Here is a 13,073-nt window from a genome sequence, read left to right as displayed (position 1 = left end):
CCGCGCTAGCTGCGACTGCGGAGCTCCGGGAAGCCGTCCTCGTCGTCGGGGATCGGCTGCGCCGCGACCGTCGGTGCCGGCGTCGCATCGGACGGTTCGAGATCCTTGGCCGAGGCGTCCTGCTCCTCGGCGCGACGTCGGGTGCGTTCGCCACCGCGCTTGACCGCGCGGTCGAACAACTGCGGGCCGGTCGTCGCCAGGCGCCTCCAGGGGAGGGTGCCTTCGATCTCGATCTGCAGGGAGAAGCTCAGCAGGGTGCGGATGACGACGATGATCGCGAGGACGAGCGCGTCGGTCAGCGACGGCGTCGACGTGACCGTCTTCACGAGGTCTGCGGCCACGAGGATCTCCAGCCCGAGCAGGATGACCGAGCCGATCGTCTCCCGCAGCATCCGGAAGGCCCGAGCGCCGTCGCGCGTGCTCCACCACAGGCGGGCCGAGAGAGTGACGGCGATCACGAAGCCCACGACCATCGCCCCGACACCGGCGACCTCGAAGACGATGGTGACCAGCTCGAAGAAGTCCATCCCTCCATCATCCTCGCCCGCCCGCTGGACGGGAAGCCGGGCCGACCCGCTAGGGTGGTCGCGAGTGACACGGGGTGCCGATCCCACGACGATCGGCTGAGAACACACCCGTCGAACCTGATCTCGTTAGTCCGAGCGAAGGGATGTCGCGAATGAGCGTTCGCACACCGCAGCAGTCCGCCCACCCGTCCACCGACGACTCGTCCGTCGGCGAGTTCGCGAGCGCGTCCGGGGACCTCCTCGAGCGCCTGCGCGAGCGCACGCCGCTCGTCCAATCGATCACGAACGCCGTGGTGACGAACTTCACCGCGAACGTGCTGCTCGCCATCGGCGCCGCCCCGGCGATGACCGACATCCCCACCGAGGCCGGGCCGTTCGCCCGTATCGCCTCCGGGGTGCTCCTCAATCTCGGGACGCCGCAGGCGGAGCAGCGCGAGGCGATGGTCGAGGCCGCCTCCGCCGCGAACGACGCCGGCACACCGTGGGTGCTCGACCCCGTGGCCGTCGGCATCCTACCGGTGCGCACGGCGCTCGCCGCCGACCTCCTCGACCTCCGGCCGACGATCGTCCGCGGCAACGCCAGCGAGATCATCGCCCTCGCCGGACTGGGCGCCGGCGGTCGCGGGGTCGACAGCACCGATTCGGTCGACAGCGCGATCGAGGCGGCCACCGCGATCGCCCGCACCTCGGGCGCCGTCGTCGCGATCTCCGGCCCGACGGACGTCATCACCGACGGTGAGCGCATCGTCCGCTGCTCGAACGGGCACGCCTGGCTCACCCTCGTGACGGGCGGTGGCTGTGCCCTCGGTGCCGTACTCGCCGCCTTCGCCTCACTCGACGACGACCGGTTGCTGACGACGGTCGCGGCGACCACCGCATACACGGTCGCCGCGCAGCTTGCGGCTGCGGAGAGCCGCGGCCCAGGCTCCTTCGCTCCCGCGTTCCTCGACCACCTCCACCTCCTCGAGGCCGACACCGTCCGCAGCCTGGCGGTGATCGCGTGAGCGCCTCGACCACCGCGGACCGGGTCCTCGCGGCCCGTTCGCACGCCGAGCTCGTGCGCCGCGGCATCGCCACCTACCTCGTCACGGACGCCTCGGCCAGCGGGGATCGCGGTGTCCTCGACGTCGTGCGCCGAGCCGTCGACGGCGGGGTGACCGCGGTCCAGCTGCGGGAGAAGACCGCGTCGGCGCGAGCGCTGTTCGACCTGACCGTGCGTGCGGCGGAGGTCGTCGCCGGTCGGGCGCTGCTCCTCGTCGACGACCGGGTGGACGTCTTCCTCGCGGCCCGTTCCGCCGGTGCCGTCGTCCACGGCGTCCACGTGGGTCAGAGCGATCTCCCGGTCGACGCCGTGCGTCGTATCGTGGGGCAGGCCGCCGTCGTGGGACTGACGGCGAACACCCCGGCGCACCTCGACGCGGTCGCAGCGCTGTCACCCGGGACGGTCGACTACCTGGGCGTCGGCGTCATCCGCCCGACGACGACGAAGCCGGACCACCCGGCGCCGCTCGGCGTGGAGGGGTTCGCCGCGATCGCCACCGCGACCCCGCTCCCGTGCGTCGCCATCGGTGGGGTGTCACTGGACGACACGGTCGAGCTCCACGCCTCGGGCGCCGCTGGTCTCGCCGTCGTCTCCGCCATCTGCGCCGCCGACGATCCGGCGGCCGCCGCCCGGGCGTTCCGCAGCGCCTGGACCGAGGTCTCGGCATGAGCGCCGTTGAACCGTCCACGACGCCGGTGTCGTCGAACTCGAACCGGGTGCACGGTCGACGACCCGTCACGATCCGCGAGACACCCCGGGTGCTGAGCATCGCCGGGACCGACCCGACCGGTGGCGCCGGGATCCAGACCGATCTCAAGAGCATCGCCGCGAACGGCGGATACGGCATGGCGGTCGTCACCGCGCTCGTCGCGCAGAACACCCGGGGCGTCCGGTCCGTGCACACTCCGCCCGTCGGGTTCCTTCGCGAGCAGTTGGACGCGGTCGCGGACGACGTGGTGATCGACGCGGTCAAGATCGGGATGCTGGGCGATGTCGCGATCATCGACACCGTGTCGAGCTGGCTGCAGGAGACCGAGACCGGACCCGTCGTCCTCGACCCGGTGATGGTGGCGACGAGCGGCGACCGTCTCCTCCACCGCGACGCCGAAGCGGCAATGCGCGCGCTCCTGCCGCACGTCGACCTCGTGACCCCGAACCTGCCGGAGCTCGCCGTCCTCGCGGACGAACCGGTGGCGACGAGTTGGGCCGACGCACTCGCGCAGGCGGAACGGGTCTCGGTGCAGGCGGGCGTGATCGTGCTCGTGAAGGGCGGGCACCTGGCGTCGACGACCGCGTGCCCGGATGCGCTCGTCGACGCCATCGGTGGTCTGGGCGACGACGGATCACTCGTCGAGTTCGACGGTGCGCGGGTCGACACGATGAACACCCATGGGACCGGGTGCTCCCTGTCGAGCGCGATGGCCACCCTCGTCGCCCGGTCGGGGTCCTGGACCGTGGCGCTCGGCGAGGCGAAGGCGTGGCTCACGACGAGCCTCCGGCACGCGGACGCGCTCGAGGTCGGCTCGGGCAACGGTCCGATCAGCCACTTCGCCGAGCTGTGGGCAGCGGGCGGGACGACCTCACGGCGGCAGGGCGGTGCCGACATCGTCGCGGACTGGTGGGAGGAGATCGCCGAGGTGCGGACGCGGATCGATCACCTGCCGTTCGTGACCACGCTCGCGGACGGCACCCTCGATCCGGTCCGGTTCGCCTGGTACCTGCAGCAGGACGCGATCTACCTGCGGGCGTATTCCCGGGTCCTCGCACGAGCGAGTGCCTTGGCTCCGACGGCCGAGGAGCAGGTGTTCTGGGCGACGGGCGCGGCGGGCTCGATCGAGGCCGAGATGGAGCTGCACCGCACCTGGCTCAGCGCGTATGCCGTGAGCGGTATGGAGGTGGAACCGTCGGCGACGACCACGGCGTACCTCGACCACCTGCACGCGGCGACGGTCGACGGCGACTACGGGCGGGTGGTCGCCGCCGTGTTGCCCTGCTACTGGATCTACCAGGATCTCGGTGAACGGCTCGTCGACGCATCGCACGCGGAGCACCCGTTCGCCGCGTGGCTCGACACCTACGCCGACCCCTCCTTCGCGACCGCGAACGCCCGGGCGATCGAGATCGTCGCCGGGGCGGCAGCTCGCGCGGACGAGACCGGCCGCGACACGATGCGTCGGGCGTTCCTCGCCTCGGCCGCTCACGAGGAGGCCTTCTTCGCCGAGCCGATACGATGAAGGCCGGATCCGCCGCCGCGGTCCCGGACCACGACGAGAGGCCCCTGATGCTGACGAGCAACGAGTACTTCGACGGCAACGTGAAGTCGATCGGCTTCACCACGAACGAGCCCGGTGCGGAGTCGGCCAGTGTCGGAGTGATGGAGCCGGGGGAGTACACCTTCACCACGGGCAAGGCCGAGGAGATGTCCGTGATCTCCGGCAAGCTCCGCGTGCTGCTGCCGAACACGAGTGCGTGGCAGGACTTCGGGCCCGACGCGCAGTTCAGCGTCCCGGGGAGCAGCAGCTTCCAGGTCGAGGTCGAGGTCACCACGGCGTACCTCTGCCGTTACCTCAACATCTGAACGCCCTTCGACACTTCGACAGGCTCAGTGCGGCGCAGCGCAGGGACCGGTTGGGGTGCGCCCTCCGAACGGCTCAGGGGCCGGTTCGGTTCGTCCGAGTGTCCCGGCTCAGGACCGGTCGACGACCTCGAGCGTGAGGACGACGGTCGAATCGTCTGAGCTGTTCGTCAGTGTCACCGTCGTGCTCCCGACCTCGAGCGGCTGCAGACCGGGGTTGAAGGACGCGCCGCCGCGGGAGCCGCCCGGCACGTACTCCGCGATCGACGGATCCTCGATCTCCGCGGACCACACGGTCGGATCGACGGCGACGAGGTCCACCACGTTGTCGAGGCCGACGGTGACGGTGCGGCCGTCCTGATCGACGAGCTGCACGATGACGGGTGCGATCACGCCGGCCTGGCTCGCGGAGCTCTGACCGGAGGGTGAGTCCGCGCCACCGGTGCAGGCGCTCGCGCCGAGCACCGCTCCGACGATCGCGATCACGGTCAGCCCACGGGTGGCACGGCGCATGGCGATCCTCTCTCGACGTGACCTCACCCTACCGCCGGGCGACGGTGGACCTCAGGACCGCAGGGCCAGCGCGTCGGCGGCGGCGCTGAGTCGACCGTCCTCCATGACGAGCACCTGGTCCATGCGGTCGAGGTGGCTCCGATCGTGGGTGACCAGCAGCGTCGCGGCGCCCGAGGTCGCGGTGAGTTCGAGGATGAGCTCGATGATCTCGGATCCCCGCTCGTGGTCGAGCGCACTGGTCGGCTCATCCACGACGAGGGCGTCGGGCTCGTTCATCAGGGCGCGCGCGATGTTGACCCGCTGCCGCTGACCACCCGAGAGCTGATGCGGCCGCTTGCCGGCCTGGTCGCCGAGCCCGACGGCGGCGAGCAGCATCGCTGCCCGCTCGCGGGTGCGCGTCCGGTCGGCCCGCGACGTGCGGCCGCCGAGCGTCCCGAGGACGCACAGCTGCTCGAGGGCCGTGAGTGACGGCAGCAGATTGGCCTGCTGGAACACGATGCCGAGCCTCGTGCGACGGAAGTCCGTGGCCGCACGGCGGTGGAGGGAGGTGACGTCGACCCCCGCCACCTCCACCAGACCGCTGTCGGGCCGGATGAGGCCGGCTGCGACGGCGAGCACACTCGACTTCCCGGAGCCCGATGGCCCGGTGAGCGCGGAGACGGTCCCGGCCGGGACGGTGAGGGTCGCGTGGTCGACGGCGGTGACGCGGTGGTCGCCGTCGGGGAAGGTGAGGGTGACGTCGGTGAGCGAGATCATGCGGAGACTCCGGTGGTGACGAGGGCGGGTGCGAGGAAGGAGACAGGGAGGTCGGGCGCGTTCACCGGTTGCCGCCGAGCGCGGTCAGCGGGTCGGCCGAGAGGATGGACCGCAGGGCGAACGCCGCTCCGATCAGACCGAGGACGATCATGATCACCCCGGGCACGAGCGTCGTCAATGGGCTGAGCACGAAGGGCAGTGCCGTGCCCGCCGCGGAACCGAGTGCGGCGGTGATGCCGATGCCGAACCCGACACCGATGACGAGGAGGACGAGCGCCTGGCCGAGCGCATCGAGCGACAGCCGACGGGTTGTCGCGCCCAGCGCTTTGAGGATCGCCACGTCGCCCGCGCGCTGCATGGTCCACACCGTGAAGAAGGCTCCGATGACGAGCGCGGAGATCCCGAACAGCATGGCGACCATGAGGAGGAGCGATCCGATCTCGGAGCGGAACGAGCCGATCGCGAGCAAGGACGACAGGACGTCCTTCGACACCGTGCCGGTGGCCTGCTCCGCCTCCGTCACCGCTTCGGCGCTCGGGTTCCCGGTGATGGCGAGCGCGGTCGCTCCGTCGCCGGGGGACCCTTGCGCAGCCTGCAGCGACCGCCACTCGGCCAGGCTCGTCCAGACGACCGGCGTGTGGCTGTACCACTGGTCGTCGACGACCGCACCGACCTCGAGTTCGCTGCCGGCGATGGAGACGGTGTCGCCTCGGGAGACGTGGAGGGTCTCCGCGGCGGTCCGACTCAGGCTGGCGGTCCCGTCGGCGGGCACGTCGGCGGCGCGACCCGCGACGGCGTCACCACTGATCCCGAACAGCGCCACGGAGGTGCGCGCATCGTCCGTGGTCATCCGCGTCTGGCTGATGCCGAGCTCCTGGACACCGTCGACTCCGGGGACCGCAGCCCACGTCGTGGCCGCGTCCGCGCCAATCGCGGAGTCCGCGAACGTCGCCTGCTCGCCGTCGGACGGGGCCGCAAGGACGATGCTCGACGCACCCAGCCCGGTGATCGCCGAGATGTTCTGGTTCGCCAGTCCCGCGGTGAGGCCGCTGAGGAATCCGACGAGCAGGGTGATGAGGGCGACGACCGCCCCGATCAGCACGAAGCGACCGGTGGCGAAGCGCATGTCGCGCCAGGCGACGAACATGGGGACTCCTTGTCAGCCGCCCGACGGCGTCTCCGTGATGCGGCAGGATTCCAGCCTCGTCGCGTCGCCGACCCAGGGCATCGTCGGACGGGACGGTCCTCCGGCGCTGTCGGGTGGAGGCGCCGTTCCACCTTTCTGATGATTCGCGAGGACGATCCCCGCCGTACGCTGGGCGGATGAAGCACTCGGCACTCAGCCCCGTGTTCACCGGCCTGCAGCTCGGCCTCCACGGCCTCGTCACCGCACTCATCGTGTTCGTGATCGCGCGATCCGTCTCGGTCGGTGGCAAGGCGGCCCTCGCGGCGATCGTCCTCGCCGTCGTCATGCTGCTCAGCTACGCCGCGGGCGCGATCCTCGGCGGTCGGGTCCGCCGAGCGGTGGCCGTCAGCGGCACCACCGATCGCGACGCTGCTCCTGTCGGTGTGCGTCGAGGTCGGGTGTCCGTCCTCGCGTGGCTGGTGCTGCTCAGCGTCGAGTGGGTGGTCCTCGTCCTCCTCAGCCCGGATGCCGCCTACCTGGTCTTCCCGTTGTTCTTCCTCTATCTGCACCTCCTGCCCAGGGCCGTCGCGGTGCCCGCCGTCGTGATCGCCACCGTCGCCGCGGTCGTGGCGATCGGCCTGCACGCCGGCTTCAGCGTCGGAGGAGTCGTCGGCCCGCTCGTCGGTGCGGCCGTGGCCGTCGCGATCGGACTCGGCTACGAGGCGCTGGCCCGGGAGGCGTCCGAGCGGGAGCGACTCATCGTCGAGCTCGTCGCGGCACGCGAGGAGCTCGCCGAGCGGGGGCGGCAGGCGGGCAAGCTGGCGGAGCGCGAGCGCCTCGCCGCAGACCTCCACGACACGGTCGCCCAGGCCCTGTCGAGCATCCAACTGCTCCTGCACGCGGCCGAACGCTCCGCCGCCGAGCACCCGGGCACGGAGCAGCTGCGTTCGCACATCGGGCTGGCCCGGGACGCCGCGGCGACGGCCCTCGCCGAGACGCGCAGCCTCATCGACGAGCTGAGCCCGCCGGCGTTGGTGGGTGCGACGATCGCGGACGCGCTCGGTCGGCTCGCCGAGACGACGACCGCCCAGAGCGGCACGCCGGTCTCCACGACGGTCACCGGCGATGCGTTCGTCCTCGGCACGCCGGTGACGACCGCGCTCCTCCGGGCTGCGCAGAGCAGTCTCGCGAACGTCGTCCGGCATGCCGGAGCGAGCCGGGCGGACGTCACCCTCACCTACCTCGACGAGGAGGTCATCCTCGACATCGACGACGACGGGGTGGGGTTCGATCCGGCGAGGGTCGCCGAGCGCACTGCGGGCGGTCCGTTCGGCATGACGTCCATGCGCCGCCGCATCACCGAACTGGGTGGCGAGGTCGAGGTGCGCAGTGCGCCGGGCGCCGGCACGACCATCACCGTGCGGTTCGCGGCACCAGGAGCGGAAGGGGACACCCATGCGTGACGATGCGACCGTTGTCGGCGAGCCGCCGGTCATCCGGGTCGTGGTGGCGGACGACCACCCGATCGTCCGAGCCGGACTCCTCGCGGTGCTCGCGCCGATCGCCGACATCGAGGTGGTCGGGACCGCATCGATCTCAGCCGAGGCTGTGGCCGCCGCACCCGGCGCCGACCTCGTCCTCATGGATCTGAGCTTCGGCGACGGTCCGACGGGGATCGATGCGACGAGGGAGATCGCGTCGCTGCCGGGCGGCCCGTCGGTCCTCGTGCTGACGAACTACGACTCCGACGCCGACATCCTCGGCGCGATCGAAGCCGGAGCCGCGGGGTACCTGTTGAAGGACGCCGCCCCGGAGGACCTCATCGACGGCATCCGCTCGGCGGCCGGCGGGAACTCGGTGCTCGGGCCGGCGGTGGCGACCCGTCTGGTCGCCCGGGTGAGTGCACCGCAACAGGCGCTGAGCGCGCGGGAGATCGAGGTGCTCGCGCGGGCGGCCGAGGGGCTCACCAACCTCGAGATCGCCGGGCGACTGCATGTCGGGGAGACGACGGTGAAGTCGCACCTCGCGCACATCTACACGAAGCTCGACGTGTCGAACCGCTCGGCGGCGATCGCCGCGGCCCAGCGCGCCGGTCTCTTCCGCTCCCGCTGAGCGCCCTTCGACAGGCTCAGGGACCGGCGCATCCGGTCACTGAGCCCAACCCCGGTCACTGAGTCCCACCCCGGTCACTGAGCTTGTCGAAGTGTCGCAGGACGACGTCCCGGAGTTACGCCCCCTTGACCTGCTCGTACGCCGCGAGCGCAGCCTGCCTCGTCTCGCCGAGGTCGACGATCGGCTCGGGGTAGTCGTCCGTCCCGAACTCGGGCACCCACCGCTTGATGTACGCGTCGTCGGCGTCGAAGCGTTCGCGCTGCCGCTCGGGGTTGAAGATCCGGAAGTAGGGCGAGGCGTCGAAGCCGCTGCCGGCCACCCACTGCCAGTTGAAGGGGTTGGACGCCGGGTCGGCGTCGACGAGCGTGTCCCAGAACCAGTCCTCGCCGAGCTTCCAGTGGATGAGCAGGTTCTTGGTGAGGAACGACGCCGTCACCATCCGGATCCGGTTGTGCATGGTGCCCGTCGCCCACAACTCCCGCATGCCGGCGTCGACGAGCGGGATCCCGGTCTTGCCGGTCTTCCACGCGTCGAACGCCTCCTGGTCGACGTCCGGCCAGGGGAACCGGTCGAAGGCCTGACGCCAGTTGCGCGTCGCGAGGTCGGGGAAGGCGTAGAGGCAGTGGTAGGCGAACTCGCGCCAGCCGAGCTCCTTGAGGAAGGTGGCGCCGTCGTCGCCGAGGTGTCGGCGGCCGTCGCGGGCGGCGTGCCAGATCTGCGGCGAGCTGATCTCGCCGAAGCGGAGGTGCGGGGACAGCCCCGAGGTCGACGGTTGTGCCGGGTAGTCGCGATCCTCCGTGTACCCGGAGACACCGCCGCCGAGGAAGTCGGCGAGCCGTGCGTCGGCGCCTGCCTCGCCCGGCGTCCACTGCTCGCGCAGTCCCCCAGCCCAGTCGGGCTTCGTCGGGAGCAGGTCCCAGGACTCGAGCTCGTCGCCGGCGGGCGCCTTCGGCATCGACGTCAACGTGGTGGGCGCGGGGAGCGGGTGCCTCGGCGGGTTCGCCGCGTGTCGCTGGAGCGACGCCTTCCAGAACGGGGTGAACACGGAGTACGGCTGGCCCTGGCCGGTGACGATCTCCCACGGCTCGGCGAGGAGGTTCGCGGCGAAGCTGCGGGCGTCGAGGCCGGCATCCTTCAGCTCCGACTTGATCCCGGCGTCGATCTCCCGCTCGACCGCGCCGTAGCGACGGTTCCACAGGACGGCGCCGGCGCCGATCGAGTGGGCGAGTTCGGGCACGATGGTCGCCGCACGTCCGGATCGGAGGAGCAGCGTGCCGCCGAGACCACGGATGTCGTCTCCGAGGGCTTCGAGGCTGTGGTGGAGCCACCAGCGGGACGCCCCGCCGAGCGGTCGCAGCTCCTCGCTGTCGTCGAGCACGAACAGGCAGAGGATCGGGGAACCGAGCTCGACCGCCGCGTGCAGTGCGGGATTGTCCGCCAGGCGGAGGTCGTCACGGAACCATACGATCGTCGGTGCGGCAGCCATGCCGTCAGCCTACGCGGACGATCCGTCCGAGCCGTGGGGTTGACCGGACCCGCCCATTCCGGTCATCGGCCGCCTGGTCGCGGCGCCCTCCTCCGGTCGTGAGCCCTCCTCCGGTCGCTGTGCCATCCGCCGGTCACTGAGCCATCCTCCGGTCACTGAGCCATCCTCCGGTCACTGAGCTTGTCGAAGTGCCCACGGGCTGACGCCGCCCTTCGACAGGCTCAGGGACCGAGGACGAGTATCAAAGGACCGTGGACGGGTACTCAGGCACCGTGACCCCTCTTCCCCGGTGCGCTCAGCTGAGCGCGGCCTCGCGGTCGAGCAGCGACCGCTTGACGTCGAGTCCCCAGGCGAACCCGCCGAGCGTCCCGTCGGTCCGGAGGACCCGGTGGCACGGGACGAACAGGGCGGGCGCGTTCGTCGCGCACGCGCTCGCCGCAGCGCGGACCGCCGACGGCCGCCCGCTCGCCGCCGCGAACTCCGTGTAGGTCACCGGGTGTCCCGCGGCGATCGTCCGCAGCACCGTCCAGGCGTGCGTGCGGAACGGGCCGCCGAACTGGGCGACCGGCACCACGTCGATCGCCGTCAGGTCGCCGTCGTAGTACGCGCGGACGGCGTCCATCGCCCCGATCGTCCCCGCCACCGTCTCGCCGGGGCGGTCGGCGGGTCGGATCCGTTCGAGCATGACGCCGATGTCGTCGGACCACCCTGAGGAGAGCACCGCCCCGTCCTCGCGCGCGAGGATCGTGAAGGGGCCGTCGGGGGTGTCGACGGTCTGGGTGGTCGCGGTGAGCCGTGCGCCGGACGCGTGGCCGTCACCGCCGCGGATCCTCGTGCTGGAGATGATGGTGGTCATGCTGCTGGACCTTTCTCGAGGGCTGATGGTGCGGAGGACGGTGCCGGTGTGGAGGCCGCCTTCCACAGATGGAGGCAGAGGTAGGAACGCCACGGGGCGAAAGCGTCCGCTTCCGCGGTGAGCGTGCGCGCGTCGGAGGGCAGACCGAGCCGGCCCGCACCCGTGCGGACGGCGACGTCGCCGGGCAGGAAGGCGTCGGGGTTGCCGAGCACCCGCATGCTGACGTAGTCGGCCGTCCACGGACCGATCCCCTTCATCGCGAGCAGGCGGGCTCGGAGCTCGTCACGGTCGTCACCGAAGCCGATCGCGAGTTCACCGGACACGAGTGCCCGCGCGACGCCGAGCAGGCTGTCGATCCGCGCTCGGGGCCCGACGAGTGCGGCCTCCCCGCCGTTCGCGATCTGCGTCGCCGTCGGGAAGAGCCGGTGCAGTCCGTGTCGTTCGGGGACCGTCGTGCTCACCTCGTCAGCGAGACGACGGAGCTGGGTGCGCGCCGCGGCCACGGTGATCTGCTGCCCGACCATCGCCCGGACCAGCATCTCCTCCGGGTCGACCGCCCCGGGGAGTCGGATGCCCGGTGTGGCCGCGACCGAGGCGGCGAGACGCGGGTCCGTCGCGAGGACGGCGTCGGCGGACGTGGGATCGGCGTCGAGGTCGAAGAGCCGACGGACCCGCGAGACGAGCACCGGCAGATCGGCGAGGTCCGTCACCTCGGCCGTGAGTCGGAGGTCGTCGCCGACCTGCCGGACTTCGAACCACGCCGTGCCACCGGGGAGGGCGAGGAGCCGGGCGTAGTGGTCGGGGCCCGCGAGCTCGACGCCGTCCACCGCCCGTGGGGCGAGCCACGCGAAGACGCCCGCGGCGTCGAACGGGCGGCGGAACGGCAGGGTCAGGGTGATCGAGCCGGGGGCGTGTTCGCCGACCGTCCGGTGTTTCGCGCGCAGCTCACCGGGGGTGAGCTCGAACACCTCCCGCATCGTGTCGTTGAACTGCCGGATGCTCGAGAATCCGGCGGCGAAGGCGATGTCGCCGAAGGGGAGGTCGGTGCCGGTCAGCAGCTGTCGAGCACCCTGCGCACGGTGGGCACGTGCCAGCGCGAGTGGACCCGCGCCCAGCTCGGCGCTGAGGATCCGCGTCAGATGGCGGCTCGAGTACCCGAGACGCGAGGCGAGCCCGGGGACACCCTCGCGTTCGACGACGCCGTCGGCGATGAGGCGCATGCTGCGCGCGGCGACGTCGTTACCGAGGTTCCAGGCGGGCGTGCCCGGGACGGCCTCGGGCAGGCACCGTTTGCACGCGCGGAAACCGGCCTCGTGCGCTGCAGCGCTCGTCGCGTAGAAGGTGACGTTCTCCGGCTTCGGGGTCCGAGCCGGGCAGGACGGCCGGCAGTAGATCCCCGTGGAGCTCACGGCCGTGATGAACTGCCCGTCGAAGCGCTGGTCGCGGGCTTGGATCGCGCGGTAGCGTTCGGCGAAGTCCATGCTCCGGGTGTCGTCCATGATCCGAGTCTGACACGCGCCACCGGGTCGGACGAGCGGAAATCGGACACGACAGTGGGGGCCGTCCGCGCCGGGTCAGTCGGCGCGGCTCACGCTCCGCGGAGCTTGTCGCTGAGCGCCGCGAGGGTCGCCATCTCCTGCGGGCTGAGCGAGGTGGTCACGCGTTCGGCGATCGTCGCACCGTGGGCGATGGCGACCGCACGGTAGACCTCGTATCCCGCGTCGGTCATGCGGACGAGGGTGCCGCGGCCGTCGTCCGGGTCGGGGCATTTGCCGACCAGCCCGCGCGCGACGAGCCGGTCGACCAGACGGCTGATGCTCGGCTGCGAGAGCAGCACACTCGAGTTGAGGTCACGCAGACGGATGCGACGATCGGGCTCCCGCGACATCGTGTGCAGGACGTCGTACTCGTTGAGTGAGATGCCGTGGCTCGGGAAGTCGTGCGAGATGTGGCGCATCACCTCGACCTGCGCGCGGAAGAGTGACTCCCACGCGGCGATCGCGAGTCGCCTCTCGTCCATACCTGCTCCCGCTGCCGTCCGACGATCCACCACCTGAATCTATCCTGGACGGACGTCGAG

At 71.3% G+C, this 13,073-nt stretch carries 14 protein-coding genes and 1 riboswitch; of the genes, 6 read left to right on the top strand and 8 right to left on the bottom strand.

What is annotated here, in order from left to right; translation table 11 throughout:
- Nucleotides 1–5 precede the first annotated feature (5 nt).
- On the bottom strand, nt 6–527 hold the full coding sequence (locus QRN44_RS00295; RefSeq protein WP_121292583.1) for a DUF1622 domain-containing protein: 522 nt from the start codon (nt 525–527) through the stop codon (nt 6–8).
- A 60-nt stretch (nt 528–587) separates the two neighbouring features.
- Nucleotides 588–688: riboswitch (TPP riboswitch) on the top strand.
- Here QRN44_RS00295 and thiM point away from each other — a divergent pair.
- From thiM to ppnP, 4 genes are all read left to right on the top strand, one after another.
- The gene (thiM, locus tag QRN44_RS00290) at nt 680–1,531 is read left to right on the top strand and encodes a hydroxyethylthiazole kinase (RefSeq protein ID WP_285037984.1); all 852 of its coding nucleotides are present in this window, start codon (nt 680–682) and stop codon (nt 1,529–1,531) included. It overlaps the preceding riboswitch by 9 nt.
- Nucleotides 1,528–2,238, top strand: coding sequence for a thiamine phosphate synthase (thiE, locus tag QRN44_RS00285; RefSeq protein WP_285037983.1), 711 nt, complete (start codon nt 1,528–1,530; stop codon nt 2,236–2,238). Before thiM ends, thiE begins: the two co-directional genes overlap by 4 nt.
- Entirely contained in the window at nt 2,235–3,803 is a 1,569-nt protein-coding gene (locus QRN44_RS00280) for a bifunctional hydroxymethylpyrimidine kinase/phosphomethylpyrimidine kinase (RefSeq protein ID WP_285037982.1), read from the top strand. The genes thiE and QRN44_RS00280 overlap by 4 nt, the downstream gene beginning before the upstream one ends.
- Before the next feature lie 47 nt (nt 3,804–3,850).
- Complete coding sequence (gene ppnP / locus QRN44_RS00275) at nt 3,851–4,147, top strand: pyrimidine/purine nucleoside phosphorylase (RefSeq protein WP_064296149.1); 297 nt, start codon at nt 3,851–3,853, stop codon at nt 4,145–4,147.
- A 108-nt stretch (nt 4,148–4,255) separates the two neighbouring features.
- Here ppnP and QRN44_RS00270 read toward each other — a convergent pair whose 3' ends face one another.
- The 3 genes from QRN44_RS00270 to QRN44_RS00260 form a co-directional block, all read right to left on the bottom strand.
- A complete protein-coding gene (locus tag QRN44_RS00270) occupies nt 4,256–4,657 on the bottom strand; it encodes a hypothetical protein (RefSeq protein WP_285037981.1) in 402 nt (133 codons plus the stop codon).
- A 51-nt stretch (nt 4,658–4,708) separates the two neighbouring features.
- Nucleotides 4,709–5,413: an ABC transporter ATP-binding protein gene (locus QRN44_RS00265; RefSeq protein WP_175117258.1), complete on the bottom strand. Its 705-nt coding sequence runs from the start codon at nt 5,411–5,413 to the stop codon at nt 4,709–4,711.
- Between the two features lie 61 nt (nt 5,414–5,474).
- Nucleotides 5,475–6,560, bottom strand: a complete 1,086-nt coding sequence (locus tag QRN44_RS00260; RefSeq protein WP_285037980.1) for an ABC transporter permease — start codon at nt 6,558–6,560, stop codon at nt 5,475–5,477.
- A gap of 176 nt (nt 6,561–6,736) precedes the next feature.
- On the opposite strand from QRN44_RS00260, the gene QRN44_RS00255 reads away from it, so the two are divergent.
- Together QRN44_RS00255 and QRN44_RS00250 are read left to right on the top strand one after the other, a co-directional pair.
- On the top strand, nt 6,737–8,002 hold the full coding sequence (locus tag QRN44_RS00255; protein ID WP_285037979.1) for a sensor histidine kinase: 1,266 nt from the start codon (nt 6,737–6,739) through the stop codon (nt 8,000–8,002).
- Entirely contained in the window at nt 7,995–8,651 is a 657-nt protein-coding gene (locus tag QRN44_RS00250) for a response regulator transcription factor (RefSeq protein ID WP_285037978.1), read from the top strand. The genes QRN44_RS00255 and QRN44_RS00250 overlap by 8 nt, the downstream gene beginning before the upstream one ends.
- A gap of 115 nt (nt 8,652–8,766) precedes the next feature.
- Here the strand turns inward: QRN44_RS00250 and QRN44_RS00245 are convergent, their stop codons facing one another.
- The 4 genes from QRN44_RS00245 to QRN44_RS00230 form a co-directional block, all read right to left on the bottom strand.
- The gene (locus QRN44_RS00245; RefSeq protein ID WP_285037977.1) at nt 8,767–10,137 is read right to left on the bottom strand and encodes a cryptochrome/photolyase family protein; all 1,371 of its coding nucleotides are present in this window, start codon (nt 10,135–10,137) and stop codon (nt 8,767–8,769) included.
- A gap of 295 nt (nt 10,138–10,432) precedes the next feature.
- Nucleotides 10,433–10,993 (bottom strand): methylated-DNA--[protein]-cysteine S-methyltransferase, encoded by a 561-nt coding sequence (locus QRN44_RS00240; protein WP_121292599.1) that lies wholly within the window; start codon nt 10,991–10,993, stop codon nt 10,433–10,435.
- Nucleotides 10,990–12,492 (bottom strand): DNA-3-methyladenine glycosylase 2, encoded by a 1,503-nt coding sequence (locus tag QRN44_RS00235; RefSeq protein ID WP_285037976.1) that lies wholly within the window; start codon nt 12,490–12,492, stop codon nt 10,990–10,992. Before QRN44_RS00235 ends, QRN44_RS00240 begins: the two co-directional genes overlap by 4 nt.
- Nucleotides 12,493–12,581: 89 nt before the next feature.
- Nucleotides 12,582–13,013 carry a MarR family winged helix-turn-helix transcriptional regulator gene (locus tag QRN44_RS00230; protein ID WP_285037975.1) on the bottom strand — a complete coding sequence of 144 codons (432 nt, stop codon included), beginning with the start codon at nt 13,011–13,013 and terminating at the stop codon, nt 12,582–12,584.
- Nucleotides 13,014–13,073: the final 60 nt, after the last annotated feature.

Origin of the sequence: Plantibacter sp. lyk4-40-MEA-4 (assembly GCF_030209415.1) — a bacterium.
Classification (GTDB): Bacteria; Actinomycetota; Actinomycetes; order Actinomycetales; family Microbacteriaceae; genus Plantibacter; species Plantibacter flavus_A.
This window is presented reverse-complemented; position numbering and strand designations above follow the sequence as displayed.